Consider the following 22,679-nt stretch of genomic DNA (forward strand, 5'->3'; position numbering starts at 1 on the left):
GGGCCGGGGGGGGTCGGGCGGCGGCGCGGGGCGGGCCCGCGGCGGCAGGCGGCGAGCGGGCGAAATACCGATTCCTGGCGTCGAGCGTCCGGGTGGCTCTACCGTCGCGGGATGGCACACCGGAGCGACACCTGGCCCACGCACGAACGCAGCGAGCGACCGTGGCGGAGCGCCGTCCGCGGGTGCCGTGACGACCGGCTGGTGACCACCGTGCGGGTGTCGCTGCCCCCGTCCATCGCGAGGGCCCGGTGGACGCCCGACGACGACACCGTCGCGCTGCTCGACCGGAGTGCCACGGCCCTGCGCGCCCTCGACGTCCACCACGGCTCCCGGCTCGCGCCGCTCGGGTCCGTGCTCGGCCGGACCGAAGCCGTGGCGTCGTCGCGGATCGAGGACGAGTCCGCGTCCATCGACGACCTGGCGCGGGCACTCGTCGGCATCCGCGCGAACGCCGGTGCCACGGCGGTCGTCCGGGCCGGCGGAGCCGTCGAGCACCTGGTGTCCGGAGCCGACTCGGGCACCGTCACCGAGGCCTCCCTGCTCGAGGCACACCGCCTGCTGATGCGCGACGACCCGGTGGACGGACGGTACGCCGGCCGGTACCGAGACGTGCAGAACTGGATCGGCGGCGGCGCCACGCCCCGCGATGCCGTGTACGTGCCACCACCGCCCGAGCTCGTGGCACCGCTGATGGCCGATTTGTTCGCGTTCGTGCACCGTGTGGACCTGCACCCGATCGCCCAGGCCGCGATCGCCCACGCCCAGTTCGAGTCGGTCCACCCGTTCACCGACGGCAACGGTCGGATCGGGCGCGCGCTGATCGGTGCCGTGCTCCGGCGTCGCGGGGTGACGACCACGGTCACGGCACCGGTGGCCACCGCGCTCGCGGCGGATCGGCGGCGGTACTTCCGGCACCTCGAGCAGTACCGCGACGGCAAGGTCACCGGATTCGTGGTCGACCTGGCCCTGGCGATCGGGACGGTGTGCGACGAGGCGACGCTGAGCGCCCTGCTGCTCGCCGAGCACGACGCCGATCGGTCCGTCGGCCCCTGCGCCTCGGGCCCGCACGCGGTCGTCGGCCGTGCGCTCGCCGACGACCCCGTCCTGACCGAAGCGCACCTGGACACCCTGCTCACCACCGACGAGGTCGAGCGCGTCACGCACGACCTGGTGCTGGCGGGAGTGCTCCGTCCGGTCACCGGTCGTCGCCGTGACCGCGCATGGGTCGCACCCGCCGTGGTCGCCGAGCTCGAGGCGTTCGAGCGGCGGGTGCAGGCGGCGGCGGGCGGCTGCGAGCGCACGGCGGCCTGACCGGGGGTGCGGGCGAATAGGGTGGGACGGTGAGCAACGAGCACACCGCATCCACCCCGCCCAGCGCCGCCAAGCGGCCCGTGACACGGACCCACCACGGCATCGACTTCGTCGACGACTACGAGTGGCTGCGGGACAAGGAATCCCCCGACACCCTGGCGTACCTCGAAGCCGAGAACGCCCACACCGACGCCGCCACCGCGCACCTCGCGCCGCTGCGGGACCGCATCTTCGCCGAGGTGAAGAGCCGCGTCCAGGAGACCGACCTCTCCGTGCCGGTCCGGATGGGCGACTGGTGGTACTTCACCCGCACCGCTGAGGGCAGCCAGTACGGCGTGCACTGCCGCGTGCCCGTCGCCGGCCCCGACGACTGGACGCCGCCCGCCGTCGTCGAGGGCGAGTCGACACTCCCCGGCGAGCAGGTGGTCCTCGACGGCAACGCCCTGGCCGACGGCCACGAGTTCTTCTCCCTCGGCACCTACGACATCAGCGACGACGGCACCCGCCTGGTCTACGGCATCGACGTCGAGGGCGACGAGCGGTACACCCTGCACGTGCGCGACCTGGCCTCGGGGATCGACCTCGGCGACGCCATCCCGAACACGGGCGCCGGCGCCACGTTCGACCCGGCCGGCCGCTACGTGTTCTACCCCACGGTCGACGAGTCGTGGCGTCCGGACAAGATCTGGCGCCACACGGTCGGCACCGCGGCGTCCGAGGACGTCCTGGTGTTCGAAGAGCCCGACGACCGCTACTGGGTCGGTGTCGGTGTCACCCGTTCGTCGCAGTACATCGTCATCGAGCTCGGCTCGAAGATCACGTCCGAGGCGCACGTCCTCGACGCTGCGGACCCCACCGGTGAGTTCCAGGTCGTCTGGCCCCGCCGTGAGGGTGTCGAGTACGAGATCGAGCACGCCATCGTGGGCGGCAGCGACCGGTTCCTGGTGCTGCACAACGACGGCGCCGAGAACTTCGAGCTCGTCGACGTCCCCGCCGACGACCCGACGTCCGAGCGTGACCGCCGCGTCGTCGTGGCGCACCACACCGAACGCCGAATCGAGTCGGTCGACGCCTTCGCCGGGCACCTCGCCCTGGAGTACCGCTCCGAGGCACTGCCCCGCGTCGCGATCATCCCGATCGAGGGCGACGGCTACGGTGACGCGCACGAGGTCCCCTTCGACGAAGCACTGTTCTCGGCGGGGCTCGGCGGCAACCCGGAGTGGGAGCAGCCGACGCTCCGCATCGGGTACACGTCGTTCGTGACCCCCTCCGAGGTCAGCGACCTCGACCTGGCCACCGGCGAGGTCACCGTCCTGAAGCGCCAGCCCGTGCTCGGCGGCTACGACCCGGCCGACTACGTGCAGGAGCGCGACTGGGCGACCGCGTCGGACGGCACCCGTGTGCCGATCTCGCTCGTCTGGCGTCGTGACGCCGTCGAGGACGGCACCCCGGCACCGCTGCACCTCTACGGCTACGGCTCGTACGAGCACTCGATCGACCCCGGCTTCAGCGTCATGCGCCTGTCGATGCTCGACCGCGGTGTCGTCTTCGCCGTCGCGCACGTCCGTGGTGGCGGTGAGCTCGGCCGGCACTGGTACGAGAACGGCAAGACCCTGACGAAGAAGAACACCTTCACCGACTTCGTCGCGGTCGCCGAGCACCTGATCGATTCCGGCCGGACCAGCGCCGACCGCCTCGTGGCCGAGGGTGGCAGCGCGGGCGGGCTCCTGATGGGTGCGGTCGCCAACCTCGCACCAGAGCGGTTCGCCGGCATCCTGGCCGCCGTGCCGTTCGTCGACGCCCTGACGAGCATCCTCGACCCGGACCTGCCCCTCACCGTCATCGAGTGGGACGAGTGGGGCGACCCGCTGCACGACGCCGAGGTCTACCGCTACATGAGCGAGTACACCCCGTACGAGAACGTCCGCGACGACGTGCAGTACCCGCAGATCCTCGCCGTGACCTCGATCAACGACACCCGCGTGCTCTACGTCGAGCCCGCGAAGTGGACAGCGAAGCTCCGCGAGGTCGGCGCGCCCGTGCTGCTGAAGACCGAGATGTCCGCCGGCCACGGTGGTGTCAGCGGTCGCTACGCGTCGTGGAAGGAGCGGGCGTTCGAACTCGCCTGGCTGCTCGACGTGCTCGGGCTCGCCGACGAGACGCCCGCCGCGGCCACCGCCAACCCGATCGCCGCGGGCTGAGCAACGCCTCGCACTTCGTGAGCAGAAGAGGTCGGGTCCGAACGCGGGACCCGACCTCTTCTGCTCACCAAGCGAACAGCGGCGCACGCAGCGCACGCAGCGCGCACACCGCTCACACGCGGTTGAGCGCGTGCACCGCCTCGTCGTAGGACTCCTCGGCCAGGCGCACCCGGTCCCCCGCGAGCACCCCGTACCCGAACGTGCCCTCACCCCCGCGCTCCGCGATCGCCGCGTTCGCCCGCAGGATGTCGAGGGCATGCAGGGACCGCACCCGTTCGGTCAGCACGTCGGCGGCGGTGCCGATCCGCTTCCACAGCGCGTGCGGGAACGCGTCGTCGCCGAGCACGTCCATCGCCATCCGGGCGCGCATCGTCTCCTGCCACGCGGCCTCGGTGGTGGTCCGGTCGGCGGCCTCGCGCTCGGCAGCGGTGTCCGAGGTGTCGTCGGCCACGGCGGCCCGGACGAGTTCGCGCACACGCGGCTTCACGTCGGCGCCGACGTCCTGCGCGACCTGCTTCGGTGCGCGGAGCGACCACGCTGTCGGCGCCGGGCGCTCGGCAGCGTCGTCGAGGGCGTCGAGCAGCTCGAGGAACGGCTCGCCGTGCAGGAACGCGACGACGTCCCACACCGCCTGGTCGCGACGTTCCCGGGTCGAGGCGAGGATGCGCTCGCGGGTCATCGCGTCGACCAGCTCGTCCTGCGCCGGCGACGACGCCCGCGGCAGCCGGTCGATCAGGTACTCGGCCAGCGCCGCACGCGCGGTGACGCCCGCCAGGCCGTCCGCCGCCTCGGCGGCGCGGTCGACGGCCTCGCCGTCGGGGAACGCCGGACGGTAGGCGCCCAGGATCGCGGCGATCTCGAGGGTGGTGTCGGCCGCCTGCCGGAGGTCGGCCGTGTCGCCGGAGCGGAGCCGGGCCTCCTGGCCGAGCAGCGCGACGCGCAGCTTGCGCACCCGCTTCGCCAGGATGCGTGCGGTCGTGCCCTTGGCCGGCTTCTCCTCGGTCTGGAGGCGCGGTGCCGGTGCTCCTGCCAGCCCGCGTGCCAGCTTGGACGCGACGGCGGCGGGGCCGGCACCGACGGCCGCGAAGCGCCCGTCGAGGGCCGCGAACAGCTCGTGGGCGATCTGCGGGTCGACGCCGTCGACGGTCTCGACCTCGACCTCGCGCCAGGTGCGGGGGGTCTCCGGAGCATCGTCGTCGAGGCGCTGGGCGGTGACCTGGTCGTCGGCGAGCTCGGCGATCTGATCGCCGTCCTCGTCGAGCAGTCGGGTGACGGTGCGGGTGGTCGTGATCCGGACGACGGGACGCAGCCCGCGGCCACGACGCTCCGTGAAGAGCGCGGCGAGGACCTCGTCGGGCACCGTGTCGGCGTCGTCGGTCAGGGGGAACTGCTGCTCGTGGCGGACCGTGTCCGACTCCGAGCGCTTGATGTGCCAGCCGGCGTCGGGGCCGCCCGTGCGACGGCGGACGGTCACCCGCGCGGCCACCAGGTCGTACCGCTCGGTGTCCCAGTAGGTCGCGTCCAGTTCGAACGGCTCCTGGTGCTCGGTGCGGAGGATGCCGCCCGCGCCGACGAGGTCGGGGAGGGCACCGCCCTCGGGCAGGTCGTAGGTGCGCTCGATCTCGAGGTGCGTGTGGCTCACACGCTCTTGTCTACCAGGCACTGCGGGGTTTCCCCGCACCCGGGGTTAGCCTGCAGGGATGAGCGACACGATCACCCGCGAGCAGTTCACGCCCGAAGCCGGCGGCGTCACGATGTTCACCACCACGTGGTGCGGCTACTGCGCCCGGCTGAAGAACCAGATGTCGAAGGCCGGGGTGCCCTTCACCGAGGTCGACATCGAGCAGACCCCCGGTACCGCCGAGCTCGTCGCCGAGGTCAACGGCGGCAACCAGACCGTGCCGACGCTCGTGTTCCCCGACGGCTCGACTGCGACCAACCCGTCCCTGGCCGAGGTGCAGTCCCGCATCTGAGCGGCGGCCCTCCGCAAAACACCGGTGTTCGCACTCCGAACACGCGCATGACGCGGTTCAGAGTGCGAACACCGGTGTTTTGCTGTCCGGGACAGCGCCGCGCGCCGGACGCGCCGAGCTAGCCGCCGAGCGCCTCGGTCAGCAGCGCAGCCATCGCGTCGAGCTGGATGTCACCGGAGTCGACGACCTCTTCGTCCGAACCGTCGAGCGCGCGGGCGGCCAGGGACGCCTTCGAGTCGATGAGCTCGGCGATCTTGGTGTCGATCGTCTGCGCGGCGATGATGCGCCACGCGGTGACGGGCTCTTCCTGCCCGATGCGGTGCACGCGGTCGATCGCCTGGGTCTGCTCGGCGCTCGTCCACGACAGCTCGGCGAGCACGACGTTCGACGACACCTGCAGGTTCAGACCGACACCGGCCGCGGTCAGCGAGCAGACGATGACGGCGACGTCGGGGTCGTTCACGAACGAGTCGATCTCGGCCGTGCGCTGCGTCGGGGTCTGGTCGCCGCGGATCGTGGCGGTGCGCAGCCCGCGACGGGCGAACACCTCTTCCGCCTGGTCCATCACGTCGAGGTGCTTCGCGAAGAACACGACCTTGCCGACGTTCGAGGCGAGCTGCGCCGCGTAGTCGGCCGCGAGCTGGGCCTTGGCACGGCCGATGCGGCGGACCATCGAGAACACGTTCTCGCCGGTCGACGAGGCGTCCTGGTCCTCGAGCTCCCAGCGGGCGACCTGGCGGACCAGCTTGTGGTCGATGCCGACGACCGGGTCCTGCCCGGTGCGGGCGTCGAGCGCCTGGTGGTAGCGGCGGACGAGCTTCGCGGTGAGCTCGCGCTCGGCGTCGCGGATGGAGCGACCCTCGTCACCGTCGAGCTCGACGGGGATGTCGGCGATCCGGCGGGCCGGGATGTCCGCGGCGACGTCGACCTTGCGGCGTCGGACGATGCCCTGGTCGATGACGGCACGGCGGGCCTCGACGAAGAACCCGGGGTCGGCCGGCGTCAGGCCGATCTCCTCGAGCTCGTTCATGAGCTTCGCGCGCGGCTTCTTGTCGTCGATCCAGCCGAGGTACTCCCAGATGGTGCGGAAGTCCTCGACCGAGTTGATCAGCGGGGTACCGGTCAGCGCCATGAGCAGCGGTGCGGCGGTGCGCTGCCGGATGCGCTCGGCGATCTGCAGCACGAACCGGGCGCGCTGCGAGTCCCTGTTCTTGATGAAGTGCGCCTCGTCGACGACCATCCCCTTGAACCCGAAGTTGCCGAGCCACCCGGCGTGCCGGTCGAGGATCTCGTAGTTCACGATGACGATGTCGGCGAACCCGTCGAGGTCGTTGCCGTCCCCGTGGATCACCGTGGCGCGGTGGTTCGGCACCCAGCGCTCGGCTTCACGCGCCCAGTTCGTCTTGACGACGTTCGGCACGACGACGAGCAGCGGGAACGCGTTCGCGGCATCGGCGGCGAGCAGCGACTGTGCGGTCTTGCCGAGGCCGGGCTCGTCGGCGAGCAGGAACGTGCGGTGCCCCTGCGCTGCTGCGGCGACGAGTTCCGCCTGGTGCTTCATGAGCGTGGTGCCCGAGCGCGAGTGCAGCGTCGTGGGCTCCGGCAGCGGCATCGTCGCCGCTCCCCCGCCCGCGCCGTACTCGAACGACTTGAACAGCGGCCCGAACAGCTCCCAGTTCGCCAGGCGACGCGGGTGCGCGACGGGCTGGTCGGCGAGGGCGAAGTCCGGCGGCATGAACGGGTTCGCGAGCTGGCGCTGCACGACCGCCTGCGGCACGACGGCCCGCACCGGGGTCTCGACGACCGCGGCGGGCTCGGACGCGATGACGAGGTCCTCCGGCTGCAGTTCCATGCCGCCGGCGATCATCATGTCGCGCTTGACCGCACGCGTCGCCTCGGACACCTGCACCTCTTCGGCGAGGAGCTGGATGACACTGGTGTCGCGCGCCGCCGTCTTCGCGAGGATCGTGGCCACGCCGTCGAGCCGCTTGAGCTGCTCGGCGCGCTGCGCGTCGGTGAGCTCCGTGTCGGCCTTCACCCGCGCGCGCTCTTCGCGCATGAGCAGGGCGACCGCCTGGAACTTCGTCCGGTTCGATGCCTTGAGCGGTCCGCGCTGCGCCGCGGCCTCGACCTCGCGCACAGCGCGAGCGAGGACGGGGATGACGCCGTCGTTGTCCAGCGGCCTGGTGCGGCGTGACGCGGTCCGCGTCCCGCCGGCAGCACGCCGGGTGCCTGATCGAGCCAACGCTCCTCCTGTTCCGCCCACACGTCGGGGCGATCCGCCCGTGGGGCGGGAAGTCCTGCACCGGCGCCTGGCGCGGCTCCGGTTCAGCTGCGGGCCACCGTGGCCCACCGCATCGCCGGTCCCCGCATCGGGACGTCCGGTGGACTCCCGCGAGCCGTTCCACACGAGCACCTGCCGGGAGCAGGTTCGGACGGTCCGCGCCGGGATCCGGCGTCGTCACACGCACGTGATGCCCCCTCGGGGCGGTCACGGCCCGGTCCCCGCGTCGATCAAGTGATCGACGGCTGCGTCCGGAATCGACGCGGCACGCGGGAACGCGGTGCGTGCGCGCTCAGTTTACTCCCGGACCACCGACAGAGGCGACCGGCGCGTTGCCCGCGCGCGTCGCGACGGCGGACGGGAGGCCCGTGGCGGGCCCGACCCGGGCCTCCAGTCCGTCCTTCGGTCGCGTTCACCCCACCGAAGCGACACGTCTCCGGTTCCCTGCCCCGGTGACCCCGCGAAAGCGACAGGACGCCGCGGATGTTCCGCGCAGAACTGTCGCTTTCGCGACAGCGGCGTCGGGTCTCAGACCTGCGGTGCGGACCGCGGGCGGGTCGACCCACCGGTCGGGAGGCTCGGGGCCGCGTCCGCCAGGGCGGCCTGCGTCGCGGCGAGGAGCTGCTGGGCCGTCTGGATCCCGTTGGCGGAGCCGGTGGTCGCCTGGCCGCCGGCGTGGGCGAGCAGCTGGGCGCCGATGGCGGGTCCGATGCGGTCGGCCTCGCGCGGGTTGCGCGCGACCCAGTCGCGGGCGATCGCGTCGGCGAGGCGCTCGGCGGCGGCGCCGCGCTCGGTGTCGCCTCGGGACCGGTGCCAGAGCCCGGTGACCACGAGGTGGGCGACGACGGCACCGACGTCACGGACCGGGAAGCCCCAGCCCGCGGTGTCGATGTCGAGCAGGCCGGAGATCCGCCACGGCTCGTCCTCGTCGACGAACACCTGCTCCAGGTGCAGGTCGCCGTGCACGACCTGCTTGGTCGAGCTCGACCAGCCGATGGAGCGGCGGCCGATGGCGTCGTACAGGCGGTCGATCTCCTCGGCGTCACGCGGCAGCGCGGCGATGAGCGTGCGACGGTGCCAGTCGGCGTGGTCCATCGCGTCGGCGCGCGCCTGCTGGGTCATCGGGACGGTGGCGACCCGACCGCTCAGCGCGGCGAGCGACGCCACGAAGCGGGGGTCGTCGGCGATGTCGAGGATGCGGCTGCCTGCGGGCACGCCGCGGATGCGCTCGAGCACGAGCAGGCCGTCACCACGGCTGGACAGCACACGCGGCACCGGCAGACCGGCCGCGACGAACTGCTCGTGCGACTGCACGATCGGTGCGACCCGGTGCGGACGGACGATCTTCAGGAACAGGGTGCGCTCGGGGGCGTCGACGCGCACGACCGCGCGCTTGCCGGGGCGGTACGCCGCCACGGTGAGCACCGGGTCGGTGACGGGCATGCCGAGCGTGGTCAGCAGCTCGGCGACGGCGTCGCGGTAGGTGACCTGCGGCAGCACCGGCAGGCCGGGGTCGTTGGGGTACGCCCACACCGACACCGGGTCGCCCGTCGCCGGGTCGGTGACGATCGCGCTGTTCTGGTCGTGGGTGCCGCCGGTGTCGACGTAGGTCAGGACCGTGGCGCGCTGGCCGTTGCGGTCCACCGTGTCGACCTCGTAGCCGTACAGGTAGCCGTTGCCCGAGGGCTCGACGGAGTGCGCCCGCGCGGCCACCACGGAGGTCCCGGAGCCGGCGAAGGCCTGCGGGATGACGCGCTCATGGTTGGGCCACACGACATCAGTCAACCGTGTCGCGCGGGTTTCGTCGCGTTCGTGCACGGCTCGGCGCGCGGCCGGTGGCTACCGTGGTCGGTGTGAACCCGGTCGCGCGTCTCCGCAGCTCCAGTCGCACGCCGTTCCTGCAGGTCGTGAAGACCGCCGTCGCGGTGGTCGCGGCCGTACTCCTCTGCCGCCTGGTCATCCAGGGGCCGTTCCCCACCTTCGCGGCGATCGCTGCACTGCTCGTGGTGCAGCCGAGCATCAACCAGTCGTTCGTGAAGGGGCTCGAGCGGAGCGCGGGCGTGGTGATCGGCGTCGTGCTGGCCACCGGGTTCCACCTGCTGCTCGGCGACGGCGTGTTCGTCGTGCTGCTCGTCATCGTGCTCGCGATCCTCATCGCGTGGGCGCTCCGGCTCACCCCGACCTCGGCCACCCAGGTGGGGATCAGCGGGATGCTCGTGCTCACCGCCGGGGTCGTGACGCCGAACTACTCCGCCGACCGGATCCTCGAGACCGTGATCGGTGCGATCGTCGCCCTGGTCGTGAACGCGCTCATCGTGCCGCCCGTGCTGCTCGAACCGGCGCACCTCGCCGTCGCCCGGCTCGCCCGCGACACCGCGGTGGCGTTCGAGCGGATCGCGATCGGCCTGACCGAGGGGTGGGACCGCGAGCGCTGGGACGAGGCGCTCGTCGCGGCCCGCGCACTGCGGCAGCAGCACGCCAAGGCCGAGGCGTCCCTGGGGTCGGCGCGTGAGTCCCTGACGATGAACCCGCGCAGTGGCCGGCACCGGACGATCCTCGACCGTGACGTGGTGACCACCGACCACCTGCGCGTCCTGGTGACCCGGGTCACCGGGATGACCCGGGCGATCCGCGACAACACCGCACCGGACCTGCGCGACGACCCGGTGGTGCACGGCATCGCGACCGAGGTGGCACGGATCGGTGCGGACGTCCGGGCCCTCAGTGCGCGGGTCGAGTCGACACGGCTCGACCCGGTGGCCGGGGTCGGCGGAGCGGACACTGCTGCCTCCGGGCCGGACGTCGGGCCGTGGGCGGAGGCTTCCGAGCCGGCGCTCACCGCGCCGCTCGAGGTGGTCCGGCCGAACTCCCGGCACTGGGTGCTCATCGGTGCGCTGCTCGAGGACATCCGACGGGTGCGTGGCGAGCTGCTCGGCGAGGACGACTAGTCAGTCCGCGTCAGCGCGCTGCGCAGGCCGCTCGGTCTGCTTCAGCGGGCTGCGCAGGCCGCTCGGTCCGCTTCAGCGCGCTGCGCAGGCCGCTCGGTCCGCTTCAGCGCGCTGCGCAGGCCGCTTCCGACGCCGTCCGGACCACGTCCGACCAGATCACCGCGGTCGGCACGACGTCGGTCGCACCCGGGATGCCGGCGTCGGCGTACCGGCTGATCTCCGCGACGACGGCCTCGGTGCCGACCTCGCGTGCAGCACGGCTCGCCACGTCCGGCACGGCCGTCCGCAGTTCCGCGACCACGCGGTCGCGCGGTGCGTCCTCCAGTTGCGCGAGCGCGCCGATGCCCTTCCACGCGGCGTCCAGTTCGGCGCGCAGGCGCACGATGGCCGGGTGGTCGATCGAGTCGTTCATGATCCCCCAGTGCGGGCGGCGCATCGGGTCGCGCTGTCCGCTGCCGGAGCCTAGCAACGAAGCAAGCGGCACTCACGTCCCTAGAACGTGGGACAGACCGTTCTGCTTTGTCCTGTGACGAGATTCAGCGAGTCGGACCCGCAGAACGGCCGTCCGCCCCGGTTCGATGCCACGATGGGTCCGAGGAGGTCCACTATGCGGCTGTTGGTGGTCGAGGACGACGACGAGATGCGTGCCCTGATGGAACGCGGACTCGCGGCCGAGGGGTACCGGGTCACGGCCGTCGAGAACGGTGTCGAGGCGCTCATCGCCCTCGGCGAGCAGGCGTTCGACCTTGCGGTCGTGGACGTGATGATGCCCGGCATGTCCGGCTTCGAGCTCGCCCGGCGGATCCGTGAGCGCGAGGACCCCGTGCGGATCCTGCTCGTGACCGCGCGCGATGCCGTCGACGACCGCGTGTTCGGGCTCGACGCCGGCGCGGACGACTACCTCACCAAGCCCTTCGCCTTCGCCGAGCTCACCGCTCGGCTGCGTGCGCTCGGCCGTCGTGAGTCCGCCGGGGCACCCCGCACGATCGAGGTCGGGGACGTCTCCATCGACTCCGAGGCCCGCCGCATCTCGATCAAGGGCCAGCGCGTCGCCGTGAGCCCCACCGAGTTCGCCCTGCTCCGACTGCTCGCCCGGTCCGCCGGCAGTGTCGTCGACCGCCCGAAGATCCTCGAAGAGGTCTGGGACGGTTCGCAGCACGTCGACCCGAACGTGGTCGAGCAGTACATCTCGTACCTCCGCAAGAAGCTCACCGCGCACGAGGCCACCGTCGCCATCGCCACGGTCCGCGGTCGCGGGTACCGCCTGGATCTGCTCGGGGCGTGAGCGGGGCCGACGACGCCCCACGATCGGACCGCCGACGCGGCGGTCCGATCCGGCCGCTGCGTCTGCTGTCGCTGCGTGCCCGGATCACGATCGGGTCGACGGCGATCGCCGCGATCGTCATCCTGCTGCTCGTCCTGGTGATGCGCTTCCAGGTGGTGAGCGTCGTCGCGAGTGCGACCCGCACCCTGCTCGACGCCGATGCCGACCCGTACGTCGCCACGCTCGAGGTCGACAGCGACCCCGACCTCTCGCCGCCGGGCAACGCGCAGCTCGTCGCCGTCGTGTCCCCGTCCGGCGAGATCGTGCTGTCGACGATGCCCGACCGTGTCGAGCAGGCGCTCGGCAGTCTGCGGTCCACCCCTGCCGGCACCTCGATCATCACGGCATCCGGCTCGGAGTACCGCGTCGTGGTGGAGCACCCCGTCAACGAGGCCGGCCGCTGGACCGTCGTCGCCGCCCGCAACTCGCAGGCCGAGGCCATCGTCGTCGACGACCTCACGACGACGCTGTCGCTGACCGGCCTGGCCATCCTGCTCGCGTTCGGCGTGGCGTCCTGGGTGCTCGCGACCACCGCGCTGCGCCCGGTGAACCGCATGCGCCGCGAGGCCGAACGGCTCTCCGTGGCCCCGGAGCGTGCCGAACTGCCGGTGGGCCCCGCCCAGGACGAGCTGGCGTCCCTGGCGACCACGCTCAACGCCTTCCTCGCCCGGACCCGGCAGGCGACCGAGCGCGAACGCCAGATGGTGTCGGACGCCAGCCACGAGCTCCGGACGCCCCTGGCCATCCTGACGACCCAGCTCGACCTCGCCTCGCTCGACGGCAACGACGCCGCCGCCCTCGCCGCCCACATCGAACGCGCCAAGCACAGCGTCGCGCGGTTGTCACGGCTGGCGAACGACCTGCTCGCCCTGTCGCGGATCGAGGAGTCCGAGCGGCGTGAACAGGACGGCGACCGGCGCCCCGAGACCGCGTGGTCGGACCTCGGCGACGAGGTGATGGCCGCGGTCGACCGCGTCCGGCTCATCGCGTCGGCGAAGGACGTCACCGTCGACTTCGACCTCGAGCCGCCCGTCGCCGTCGGCGGTTCCGGCCCGGGCATCGGCGGCGGCACCGTCGAACCGCGGTACCGGATCGACACCGGCGGGATGGCCCAGCTCGTCACGAACATCGCGGGCAACGCCGTGGCCGCACTCCCCCGCGGCGGCGGCATCTTCGTGTCCTGGCGGAGCACCGGCGGCGAGGGCGTGCTGCAGATCACCGACGACGGCCCCGGCGTGCCCGAGTCCTTCATCCCGGTGGCGTTCGACCGCTTCACCCGTCCGGACGAGGCCCGGACGTCCCGCCCGAACCCGGACCCGTCGACCGGTGCCGGCGCCCTGCCCGGCGGCTCCGGGCTGGGACTCGCGATCGTGCGTGCGGTGGCGGAACGGGCGGGAGGCACGGCGTCGCTCCGCAACGTGCCCGCCGGTGGGCTCGAGGTCACGATCCGCCTGCCCGAGGTGCGCTGAGCACGACCGCTCGCCTGGGCACGTCCGCTCACTCGGGCACGTCCGCTCAGTCGAGCAGACCGCTCACTGGAAGTCCCGCGAGCGGGTGCGGACGGACAGCGACAGGTGCTCGATGCGGTCCGCCACCAGGTTGACCACCCCGTCGGGCGAGCGCTCGAGGATGCCCCGGACGATCACCGCCGGGGACTCCCGCGCCACCCGGCGGAAGCGCCCCCAGACCCCGACGCTGCAGATGACGTTGACCAGCCCGGTCTCGTCCTCGACGTTCAGGAACGTGATGCCGGAGGCCGTCGCCGGACGCTGCCGGTGCGTCACGATCCCGCCGACCTCGACCCGTCGTCCGGTCTCGGCGGTCGCGGTGTCCTGCACGCTGAGCACCCGGCGAGCTGCGAGTCGGTCGCGCACGTGCCGGACGGGGTGGTCGTCGGTCGTCATGCCCGTCGACCACATGTCGGCGATGAGCACGTCCCCGCTCGTCATCTGCCCGAACAGCGGCGGCTGCACGAACACCTGCGTGTCCGGCAACTGGTCCGGACGCTCGGCGGCCGCCTGGGCAGCCGACCACATCGCACCGCGGCGGTCGATGTCGAACGGGGCGAAGGCGTCGGCGGCGGCGAGGGCCTCGAGCTGCGGCGTGGTGAGCCCGACCCGGCGGGCCAGGTCCGACATGTCGCGGAACGGACCGTTGGCGTCCCGCTCCGCGACGATCTTCTCGGCGCTCTTCCGGCTGAGCGACGCGACCTCGGCGAGCCCGAGCCGCACGGCGAAGGCACCGTCGCGTCGGTGGCTCGCGGTGTCGTCGGGGAGCGCCTTGTCGAAGGGCAGCACCGGTGGCTGCTCGGTGGCCAGGCACGCGTCGGCACCGGCAGGGGCGTCCCCGTCCGGCAGGGGTTCGAGCGTGGCGTCGACCCCGGACCGCAGGATGTCCGGTCGCAGTACGCGGACGCCGTGCCGCCGGGCGTCGGCGACCAGGGTCTGCGGTGAGTAGAACCCCATCGGCTGCGCCCGGAGCAGTGCCGCCAGGAACGCCCCCGGGTAGTGCAGCCGCATCCACGCACTCGCGTAGACGATGAGGGCGAAGCTGATCGAGTGGCTCTCCGCGAAGCCGAAGTTCGCGAACGCCTGGATCTTCGCGTAGATCGCGTCGGCATCCGCACCGTGGATCCCGTTGTCCGCCATCCCCGTGTAGAGCTTGTCGCGCAGCCGGTCGATCTTCTCGTGCCCGCGCTTCGACCCCATCGCCCGTCGCAGCAGGTCGGCGTCGTCACCGGAGCAGTTGCCGACCGCGATCGCCATCTGCATCAGCTGTTCCTGGAACAGCGGGACCCCGAGGGTGCGTTCGAGCACGGGTTCGAGCGCCGGGTGCATGTAGGTGATCGGTTCCTCGCCCGTGCGCCGGCGGATGTACGGGTGCACCGCGCCGCCCTGGATGGGCCCGGGTCGGACGAGTGCGACCTCGATCACCAGGTCGTAGAACCGCCGCGGGAGCAGTCGGGGCAGGGTGCCCATCTGCGCACGGGACTCCACCTGGAACACCCCGATCGTGTCCGCGCGGCAGAGCTGGTCGTAGACCCCCTGTTCCTCCTTCGGGATGGAGTGCATCTCCCAGCGCTCCCCGCAGTGCTCTGCCGCCAGGTCGAACGAGTACTGCAGCGCCGCGAGCATGCCGAGCCCGAGCATGTCGAACTTCACGAGCCCCATGTAGGCGCAGTCGTCCTTGTCCCACTGCAGCACGGTGCGGCCGTCCATCCGGGCGTGCTCGATCGGCACGACCTCGCCCACCGGGCGGTCGGTCAGCACCATGCCGCCGGAGTGGATGCCGAGGTGCCGCGGGAACCCGAGGACGTCGCTCGCGAGCCCGACGACCGCCGGCGGGATGTCGTGGTCCTGGCTCTCGGTCACCGACCCCCACCGCTCGACCTGCTTCGACCAGGCGTCCTGCTGCCCGGGGCTGTGGCCGAGCGCCTTCGCCATGTCGCGCACCGCGCCCTTGGGGCGGTAGGTGATGACGTTCGCGACCTGGGCGGCGTTGTGCCGGCCGTACTTGGCGTACACGTACTGGATCACCTCTTCGCGTCGGTCCGAGTCGAAGTCGACGTCGATGTCGGGTTCCTCGTCGCGCATCGCCGACAGGAACCGCTCGAACGGCAGCCCGTACCGGATCGAGTCCACCGCGGTGATCTCGAGCAGGTAGCAGACCGCCGAGTTCGCCGCCGAGCCCCGCCCCTGGCAGAGGATGCCCCGACCGCGGGCGTACTGCACCATGTCGCGCACGATCAGGAAGTACCCCGGGAAGTTCTTCTCCTCGATCACGGACAGCTCACGCTCGATGCGCTCCCGCTTGCGGGGGTCGACGCCGTCGGCGCTGCCGGGGTAGAACCGACGGGCACCCGTCCACGTGAGCTCGCGGAGCCACGACATCGCGGTGTGCCCGTCCGGGACGTCGAGGTCGGGCAGCCCGGGCTGCACGGTCTTCAGCCGGAACCCGAGCTCGTCGGCGAGCTCCACGGTCCGCTCGATCGCGCCGGGGTAGCGCCCGAACCGTCTGGCCATCTCGGCGCCGGAGCGCAGGTGGGCGGTGTCGGCGGCCGGCAGCCAGCCGTCGATCTCGTCGAGGCTGCGGCGGGCGCGCACCGCAGCGAGCGCGGTCGCCACCGGGAACCGGTCGGGGGTGGCGTAGTGCACGTTGCCGGTGGCGACCAGGGGCAGCGCGTGCTTCGCGGCGAGGGTGGCCAGGGCGTCGTTGCGGGCGCTGTCGAGCGGGTCGCCGTGGTCGAGCAGCTCCACGACGACGTTGCGGCTGCCGAACCGGTCGAGCAGCACCCGGAGCGCCGTCTCGGCGGCGGACTCGCCACCCTGCTCGAGGGCCTGCCGCACGGAGCCCTTCCGGCAGCCGGTGAGGACCCGCCAGTGCCCGTCGGCCCGCGCGGCGAGGTCGTCGAGGTCGTACTGCGGGCTGCCCTTCTCGGACCCGGCTGCCAGGTGTGCGCTCGTCACCGCGCCGGCGAGCCGGTGGTAGCCGTCCTGGCCGTCGGCGAGCAGGAGCAGGTGCGAGCCCTCGGGGTCGGGCACACCGTTCTGCGGCTCGGTCAGCCCCAGGGACAGCTCGGTGCCGAAGACGGTGCCGACCTGCGGGTACGACTCGGCGACCTCGGCCATCCGGGCGGCCCCGTAGAAGCCGTCGTGGTCGGTGAGCGCGAGGGCGTGCAGTCGGAGCCGAGCGGCTTCTTCGAACAGGTGCTCGGGCTGACTGGCGCCGTCGAGGAAGCTGAAGGCCGAATGTGCGTGCAGTTCGGCGTACGGCACGACGGGCCCGCCGTCGGTGTCGAGCGGCGACGGGACGTACGGCTCGCGCTTCCGCGACCACGCCGGGCTGTCGCCGCCGTCGCCGTCGTGCGCCGTGCCCGGGCTCCGCTTGTCGGACAGCGCGCGCTCGAACTGCGACCACGGGATCGGTGGGTTGCTGTAGCCCATCAGGTCACGCTCCTGTCGGTGGTGGTGGTCGGGGTCACGTCGCGATCGCCTCGGCCCACCAGCGGTGGTCCGCCAGCACCAGGTACCAGGCACGCCCCTCGGCGTCGACGAGCTGCAGCCGGTGCAGGCGTCGGCCGCCGGACTCCCACCACCGGACGACGAGCGGCCACGGCCCCGCCCAGGCCGTCACGGCGGAGAACCCTCCGCCCCGGTCGCCCTCGGCGCGGAACCGGTCGGGTGCGCCGGACAGCACACCGCGCTCGTCGACGTCGACGCTCGCACCGCCGGCGGCGACGACGTCGACCGGTCGGGGGCGCTCGAGCACGGTGGCGGGGGGCGGGCCGGGCAGCTTGCCGGGCCACGGTCGGTCGCGGACGGTCGCCAGGGCTCGCTCACCACCGGCGGGCGCGTCGCCCCACGGCACGAGCACCACGCGCTCGGACAGGGTGCGGCCCCCACCGATGCGCGGACTCACCACACCGTCGTGGCCGACCATGCCCTGGATCCGGGCGAGTCCGTGGTGCACGCGCTCGTCCGGGCCGGAGCCCCACAGCCCGCGCTCGTGGTTCGCCATGTCGTCGACGGCGACCGGCTCGAGCACGACCGAGGTGACCGGCGCCTCGAGCCCGCTGGGGTCCACCCCGCCGGCGAGCTGCCACCGCACCCGGTCGACCACGTCGGCGGCGTCGAACCAGCGCGGGTGCGCCCAGGTCCGTTCGAGCAGGATGTCGCGCTCGTCGACGATCCCCACACGGATGGTCGTCGCCACGAGCCCCGCGGCCCGGAGTCGCTCGGCGAAGTCGTCGGCGGAACGCCGGAACGCGAACGCGATCTGGTCGGCACGGTCCAGCGGGGGCTCGAACGACGCCTCGACCCGGAGTTCCGGCGGGATCTCCCGCGCCGCGATCTCGCGGGGGTCGCGGCCCCCGGCCAACCGGTGCAGGAACGCCCCGGCCACGCCGAAGCGGTCCCGCACCTGTTCGTCGCCGAGTGCCGCGAAGTCACCGAGCGTGGTGATGCCGAGCCGGTCGAGCACCGTCGTGAGGTCGGGGTCGCCGAGCACGCCGAGCGGCAGGTGCGCGAGGAAGTCCGCCGATCCCCCGACGGGCACGAGCCGCACCCGTTCGCCGGGACGCACCGGACGGGCCCGGGCGGCCTGGTCCGCCGCGAACGGGGTGTCGGCCACCCCGGCCCGCACCGCGGGGGCCCCGTGGTCGGCGGCGATGCCGGCGAGGGTCGCCGCCGCCGCGCGCTCACCGCCGTAGTACCGGGCCGGCCCGCGGGCGCGGAGCGCGAGGGTGCCCGGCCGTAGCACCTCGACCCCGGGGACCGCCGCCTCGACCGCACGGATGACGGGCTCGAAGGCGCGGTGGTCGAGGGCGTCGTCGTAGGGCTGCACGAGGAGCTCGGGGCACCGCGCCTGCGCCTCACGCACGCGGAGCCCCCGCACGACACCCTGCTCACGCGCGGACGCAGAGCTCGCGAACACGAGCCCCTTCGCGGTCAGGGCGAGGGGTTGCTCCGGCGGGGTGCCACCGGCCCGAGCCGCCGCGATGACCGGCCAGTCCGGGCACCAGAGCACGATCGTCCGGGTCGGGGGTGGTTCGGGCAGTGCCGCCCCACGCGTGATCGCGTCGGTCCGGACGCGCCCGGAGGCGATCACGACGCCACCGCCACGGGCCGCAGCACGCGGGTGTCCCCGGAGCCCACCGTCGGCACCGGTGTGGCGGCCCGGACCGCACCGTCGGCCGCGGGCAGGAGCAGCTCGGCGGTCGCCGGACGCACCGCGCCGGCCCGCCCGGTCGCGGTCACGGTGGCCCGGCGCTCCGTCAGGTGGCCGTGGCCCTGACCGATGCCGCTCCACGTCGAGGACGTGACCCGCAGCGTGACGTCCGCCCCGGGCCAGGAGCCGAGCGCGACGAGTGCGCCACCGCGCTGTCGCAGGCGGGCCGACAGCCGTGCCACGTCGCCCGGCACGACCCGGCCGAGCGGTCGGGTGAGGACGATCTGGGCGACGTCGGCCATCGCCGCCGTCACGGCGAGCCACTGGTCACCCGGATCGGGGACGAGCACGAGCCGTTCGAGGTCGATCCCCGCGGCAGCGGCGGCTTCGATCCCGAAGGACGGCACCCCGACGACCGCACACCACGCCCCGGCCGCCGAGGCCGCCTGCAGCATGGTGATCGCGAGCAGCACCGACTCGGGGACGGCGTAGGTGCCACCGACCCGGATCGCGCCGCCGGGCAGCAGGGGTTCGAGTGCCGGGGCGGTGGGGAGCCCGGCGGTGTCGACCCGGGTGGACTCCATGTCGGCCACCCGGGACCGCAGGGACGTGATGCGGTCGAGCGCGGCCCGGGCATCGCTCAGGTGGTCCGGCCCCCGGCGCGCACCGCCACCGCCCGCACCGCTGCCGCCGCGTGCAGCACCGCTCCGCCCGCCCCGGTCCGGGGTGGGCGACCGGAGTGCCGCCGCCGTCTGCATGCCCTCATATTCGAACATGTGTTCGATGATGTCAATCGCGTCCGACATCCGTGGACAGTCCTGGTCGAACACGTGTTCGGATCAGGGCAGCAGCTCACCAGCTGGCAACCGCCCCGACCCCGCCGAGCACCGACCGCGTCTTGGTCTCGACCTCGTCCGCCTCGTCCGCGGGCACCGACGACCAGGTCACCGCTCCCCCGGCTCCGAGGGTCCGGGAACGCACCGCCCCCGACTCGTCGAGCACGGTCACGAGGCTACGGATCGCCACCGACAGGTCGACCGCCCCGCTCGCCGAGAAGTACCCGATCGCGCCCGAGTACACCCCGCGCGGCGCCCCCTCGAGCCGGTCCGCGATCGCCGTGGCACTGCTCTTCGGCGCCCCGGTCATCGACCCCGGCGGGAACGCCGCGTGCACCACGTCGGCCCGCGACGTCCCCGGCGGCAGCACCGCCCCGATCGTCGAGACCAGCTGGTGCACGCTGGCGTACGTCTCGACGGCGCACAGCCGCTCGACGTGCACCGACCCGGGCACCGCGGTCCGCAGCAGGTCGTTCCGCAGCAGGTCGACGATCATCACGTTCTCGGCGCGGTCCTTCGGGCTCGCCGCCAGGTCGTCCCGCGCGGCCGCGTCCGCCACCGCGTCGGCGAGCCGCCGCCGCGTGCCCTTGATCGGCTCCGCGAGCACCGCTCCGGCCGCGTCGATCCGCAGGAACCGCTCCGGTGACCGGCTCGCCACGCGCAGCGGGCCGAGCCGCAGGAACGCGCCGAACGGCACCGGGTCGGCCGCCCGCATCCGCAGGTACTCGACCAGGTGCGGGTCCGTACCGGGGCCGCCACGGGCCTCCAGTCCGACCGCGAAGGCGGTGGTGAGGCAGACCTGGAACGCGTTCCCCTCGCGGATCTCCGCGCGGCACGCGTCGACCGCCCGCTCGTAGGCGGCGCGCGTGACGCGTCCGGTCGCCGTGGACACCCCGGTCGGGAGGCCCGTGGCCGCGTCCACGACGCCGACCGACGTCGAGGGGGTGGGCACCTCCTCGAGCCACGCGCGGTTCCGCGCGCTGGCCGCCGGTTCCGCGTCGGCGACGAGCGCGAGCGCCCAGGCGCCACCGGTGTGGTCGACGACGACGGCTCGGTCGACGAACCGCAGGTCGGCGTCGGCGTACCCGTCGGCGGTGCGGTCCTGGCCGCCGGACTCGCGGCCGAGCTCGTAGCCGAGGAACCCGACCCAGCCCAGCGCGAACCCGCACCCGACGACCGGCTCGGGCAGGCGGGGCGTGCGTCGGAGCAGGTCCGCCAGCACCGCGAAGGCCGGACGCTCCTCGGATCGGGCGGGCCCGAACCACCCCTCGGCGGGCGCGGCGACCGTCAGGTGCGCGCGACGGTCCTGGTGCCGGAACCGGGCGGCGAACGGCCCGTCCGTCCACGCCAGCACGGAGAAGCGCGCCCGGGGCCGAGCCGTGGCGGGAGCACCGTCGGGCAGGCCGGAGTCGAGCCACACCAGGTCCCCGGCGACCTGCGCCGCCAGGGCCGCGAGGTCGGGGACCGGGTCGAGTCGGCGGACCTCGACGCGGACGCCGGGGTCGGGGGTGCTCAGATCGCGGCGATCGTCCATGCGGCGGCGTGCGAGGCACCGGGCGCGAGCACCACGAGGCCGCGGTCCTCGCCGTCGTTGAAGGCGTCGGGGGCGCACGTCATCGGCTCGACGGCGAGACCGGCGCGGTGGTACTCGGGGACGACGTGGTCGGCGGTGTGCACCTGCGCCCAGCCGCACTCCGGCCCGAAGGTCGCACGGACCCCGCGACCGTCCGCCGCCGTGACCGCGATGGTGGCGAGGCCGGCGGCGTCGCGGTCGAAGCCGGTGAAGGCGTGGTCGATGAACCGGTCACCGATCAGCGTGGGCGTGCGCAGGTCGAACTCGTCGTGCACGGGGACCAGGTCGGTCGGGACGAGCCGGTCCGGCGTCACCTCGAGCACCTGGGCGGCGGGGAGCGTCAGGGTCCAGTCGTCGACGGTGCCGGTACCCGCGACGAGGTACGGGTGCGGGCCGGTCCCCCACGGTGCGTCCTCGGCCCCGGTGTTCGTCCCGGTGATCGTCGTGTGCAGCCCCTCGGCGTCGAGCCGGTACTCCACGGTGACCTCGACGCGGTACGGGTAGCCCTGCTGCGCCTGGACGGTCGTGGCGAGCACCACGCGGTCGTCCGCCTGCTCCTGCACGCGGAAGTCCGTCCACGCGACGAGTCCGTGCAGGGCGTGGTGCCGTGCTGGCTCGGTGAGGGCGAGCTCGTGATCGACGCCGCCGAACGAGTACTCGCCGTCGACGATCCGGTTCGGCCACGGGGCCAGGACGGCACCGCGGAAGACCGGACGGACCTCGTCGGCGTCGAACGGGACGACCAGGTCTCGGCCCTCGTGCCGCAGGGTCCGCAGTGTCGCTCCGACGGTGGCGATGTCGGCCGTGTACCCGGCGGAGGCGATCGTCAGCGGGGACCCGGACAGCGGCGCGTCGTTGCTCATGCGCTCAGCGTATCGGGCCACCGAGTCCCGCCGGGCGCACGAAAAACCCCGCCGTTCCGAGGAACGACGGGGTTGAGGGTGGATCTGAGGGGACTCGAACCCCTGACCCCCTGCATGCCATGCAGGTGCGCTACCAGCTGCGCCACAGACCCAGATCGTGCTGCTTCCGTGCCAACCGGTTCCCCGGAGGCACCATAGAAGCGTACACCATGCGAACGCCGGGCAACGAAATCGAAGCCGTCACCCGGGCGCGTCGCTGATCAGGCGGTGTGGTCCACCGGGAGCTCGAGCGGGATCGTCGGGCAGTCGGCCCAGAGACGCTCGAGCGAGTAGTACTGGCGGTCTTCGTCGTGGAAGACGTGCACGATGATCTCGCCGAAGTCGATGAGGACCCAACGGCCCTCGGTACGGCCTTCGCGGCGGAGCGTCTTGGCACCGAGCTCGAGGAGGCGTTCCTCGACGGCATCGGCGATGGACTGCACGTTGCGCTCGTTCCGACCGGTTGCGAGCAGGAACACGTCCGTGAGCTGCAACGGCCCGGTCACGTCGAGAGCGACGAGGTCCTCGGCCTGCTTGGCGTCGGCCGCGAGTGCTGCGGCCTGCACGAGTTCCAGTGCGCGAGTGGAGGCGGTCACGGATTCCTTCCGGTCGTCGAACCGACGGACAGCCGGTTCGCTTGATGGGTCACGATCATAAGCCA

16 protein-coding genes and 1 tRNA gene are annotated in these 22,679 nt (G+C 72.9%); 6 read left to right on the top strand and 11 right to left on the bottom strand.

Annotated elements, in window-relative coordinates; all coding sequences use genetic code 11:
• Nucleotides 1-111 precede the first annotated feature (111 nt).
• Both DEJ12_RS14360 and DEJ12_RS14365 read left to right on the top strand, forming a co-directional pair.
• Nucleotides 112-1,311 carry a Fic family protein gene (locus DEJ12_RS14360; RefSeq protein WP_111030513.1) on the top strand — a complete coding sequence of 400 codons (1,200 nt, stop codon included), beginning with the start codon at nt 112-114 and terminating at the stop codon, nt 1,309-1,311.
• A 29-nt stretch (nt 1,312-1,340) separates the two neighbouring features.
• The gene (locus DEJ12_RS14365) at nt 1,341-3,512 is read left to right on the top strand and encodes a S9 family peptidase (RefSeq protein ID WP_111030514.1); all 2,172 of its coding nucleotides are present in this window, start codon (nt 1,341-1,343) and stop codon (nt 3,510-3,512) included.
• A gap of 112 nt (nt 3,513-3,624) precedes the next feature.
• Here DEJ12_RS14365 and DEJ12_RS14370 read toward each other — a convergent pair whose 3' ends face one another.
• Entirely contained in the window at nt 3,625-5,154 is a 1,530-nt protein-coding gene (locus tag DEJ12_RS14370; protein WP_181433093.1) for a CYTH domain-containing protein, read from the bottom strand.
• 58 nt (nt 5,155-5,212) lie between these two features.
• On the opposite strand from DEJ12_RS14370, the gene DEJ12_RS14375 reads away from it, so the two are divergent.
• On the top strand, nt 5,213-5,485 hold the full coding sequence (locus tag DEJ12_RS14375) for a mycoredoxin (RefSeq protein WP_071405571.1): 273 nt from the start codon (nt 5,213-5,215) through the stop codon (nt 5,483-5,485).
• Between the two features lie 118 nt (nt 5,486-5,603).
• On the opposite strand, the gene DEJ12_RS14380 is transcribed toward DEJ12_RS14375, so the two are convergent.
• Nucleotides 5,604-7,730, bottom strand: coding sequence for a DEAD/DEAH box helicase (locus DEJ12_RS14380; RefSeq protein ID WP_181422702.1), 2,127 nt, complete (start codon nt 7,728-7,730; stop codon nt 5,604-5,606).
• A 567-nt stretch (nt 7,731-8,297) separates the two neighbouring features.
• The gene (locus tag DEJ12_RS14385; RefSeq protein ID WP_111030516.1) at nt 8,298-9,542 is read right to left on the bottom strand and encodes a phosphotransferase enzyme family protein; all 1,245 of its coding nucleotides are present in this window, start codon (nt 9,540-9,542) and stop codon (nt 8,298-8,300) included.
• Nucleotides 9,543-9,622: 80 nt separating this feature from the next.
• On the opposite strand from DEJ12_RS14385, the gene DEJ12_RS14390 reads away from it, so the two are divergent.
• Entirely contained in the window at nt 9,623-10,717 is a 1,095-nt protein-coding gene (locus DEJ12_RS14390) for an aromatic acid exporter family protein (RefSeq protein WP_111030571.1), read from the top strand.
• Nucleotides 10,718-10,820: 103 nt separating this feature from the next.
• Here the strand turns inward: DEJ12_RS14390 and DEJ12_RS14395 are convergent, their stop codons facing one another.
• Nucleotides 10,821-11,153 carry a hypothetical protein gene (locus tag DEJ12_RS14395; RefSeq protein WP_111030517.1) on the bottom strand — a complete coding sequence of 111 codons (333 nt, stop codon included), beginning with the start codon at nt 11,151-11,153 and terminating at the stop codon, nt 10,821-10,823.
• A 171-nt stretch (nt 11,154-11,324) separates the two neighbouring features.
• On the opposite strand from DEJ12_RS14395, the gene DEJ12_RS14400 reads away from it, so the two are divergent.
• Both DEJ12_RS14400 and DEJ12_RS14405 read left to right on the top strand, forming a co-directional pair.
• Entirely contained in the window at nt 11,325-12,002 is a 678-nt protein-coding gene (locus DEJ12_RS14400; protein ID WP_017885962.1) for a response regulator transcription factor, read from the top strand.
• Nucleotides 11,999-13,510: a cell wall metabolism sensor histidine kinase WalK gene (locus tag DEJ12_RS14405; RefSeq protein ID WP_111030518.1), complete on the top strand. Its 1,512-nt coding sequence runs from the start codon at nt 11,999-12,001 to the stop codon at nt 13,508-13,510. The genes DEJ12_RS14400 and DEJ12_RS14405 overlap by 4 nt, the downstream gene beginning before the upstream one ends.
• A gap of 63 nt (nt 13,511-13,573) precedes the next feature.
• Here DEJ12_RS14405 and DEJ12_RS14410 read toward each other — a convergent pair whose 3' ends face one another.
• From DEJ12_RS14410 to rsfS, 7 genes are all read right to left on the bottom strand, one after another.
• The gene (locus DEJ12_RS14410; RefSeq protein WP_111030519.1) at nt 13,574-16,984 is read right to left on the bottom strand and encodes an error-prone DNA polymerase; all 3,411 of its coding nucleotides are present in this window, start codon (nt 16,982-16,984) and stop codon (nt 13,574-13,576) included.
• A 34-nt stretch (nt 16,985-17,018) separates the two neighbouring features.
• On the bottom strand, nt 17,019-18,647 hold the full coding sequence (locus tag DEJ12_RS14415; protein WP_111030520.1) for a DNA polymerase Y family protein: 1,629 nt from the start codon (nt 18,645-18,647) through the stop codon (nt 17,019-17,021).
• Nucleotides 18,644-19,513 (bottom strand): hypothetical protein, encoded by an 870-nt coding sequence (locus DEJ12_RS14420; protein ID WP_051596529.1) that lies wholly within the window; start codon nt 19,511-19,513, stop codon nt 18,644-18,646. Before DEJ12_RS14420 ends, DEJ12_RS14415 begins: the two co-directional genes overlap by 4 nt.
• Before the next feature lie 46 nt (nt 19,514-19,559).
• The gene (locus DEJ12_RS14425; protein WP_111030521.1) at nt 19,560-21,077 is read right to left on the bottom strand and encodes an anthranilate synthase component I family protein; all 1,518 of its coding nucleotides are present in this window, start codon (nt 21,075-21,077) and stop codon (nt 19,560-19,562) included.
• Nucleotides 21,056-21,979 carry an aldose 1-epimerase family protein gene (locus DEJ12_RS14430; RefSeq protein WP_111030522.1) on the bottom strand — a complete coding sequence of 308 codons (924 nt, stop codon included), beginning with the start codon at nt 21,977-21,979 and terminating at the stop codon, nt 21,056-21,058. Before DEJ12_RS14430 ends, DEJ12_RS14425 begins: the two co-directional genes overlap by 22 nt.
• A 79-nt stretch (nt 21,980-22,058) precedes the next feature.
• A tRNA-Ala gene (locus DEJ12_RS14435) sits at nt 22,059-22,131 on the bottom strand.
• 108 nt (nt 22,132-22,239) lie between these two features.
• Nucleotides 22,240-22,614, bottom strand: a complete 375-nt coding sequence (gene rsfS, locus DEJ12_RS14440) for a ribosome silencing factor (protein WP_027464721.1) — start codon at nt 22,612-22,614, stop codon at nt 22,240-22,242.
• Between the last annotated feature and the right edge of the window lie 65 nt (nt 22,615-22,679).

This window comes from Curtobacterium sp. MCLR17_059, from assembly GCF_003234665.1.
GTDB classification, from domain to species: Bacteria; Actinomycetota; Actinomycetes; order Actinomycetales; family Microbacteriaceae; genus Curtobacterium; species Curtobacterium flaccumfaciens.

Bases quoted from the DNA above. Each gene is read 5' to 3' on its own strand.
- DEJ12_RS14400 (WP_017885962.1), top strand. From the start codon at position 11,325: ATGCGGCTGTTGGTGGTCGAGGACGACGACGAGATGCGTGCCCTGATG.
- DEJ12_RS14425 (WP_111030521.1), bottom strand. From the start codon at position 21,077: ATGGACGATCGCCGCGATCTGAGCACCCCCGACCCCGGCGTCCGCGTC.
- DEJ12_RS14375 (WP_071405571.1), top strand. From the start codon at position 5,213: ATGAGCGACACGATCACCCGCGAGCAGTTCACGCCCGAAGCCGGCGGC.
- DEJ12_RS14410 (WP_111030519.1), bottom strand. From the start codon at position 16,984: ATGGGCTACAGCAACCCACCGATCCCGTGGTCGCAGTTCGAGCGCGCG.
- DEJ12_RS14420 (WP_051596529.1), bottom strand. From the start codon at position 19,513: ATGTCGGACGCGATTGACATCATCGAACACATGTTCGAATATGAGGGC.
- DEJ12_RS14430 (WP_111030522.1), bottom strand. From the start codon at position 21,979: ATGAGCAACGACGCGCCGCTGTCCGGGTCCCCGCTGACGATCGCCTCC.
- DEJ12_RS14395 (WP_111030517.1), bottom strand. From the start codon at position 11,153: ATGCGCCGCCCGCACTGGGGGATCATGAACGACTCGATCGACCACCCG.
- DEJ12_RS14360 (WP_111030513.1), top strand. From the start codon at position 112: ATGGCACACCGGAGCGACACCTGGCCCACGCACGAACGCAGCGAGCGA.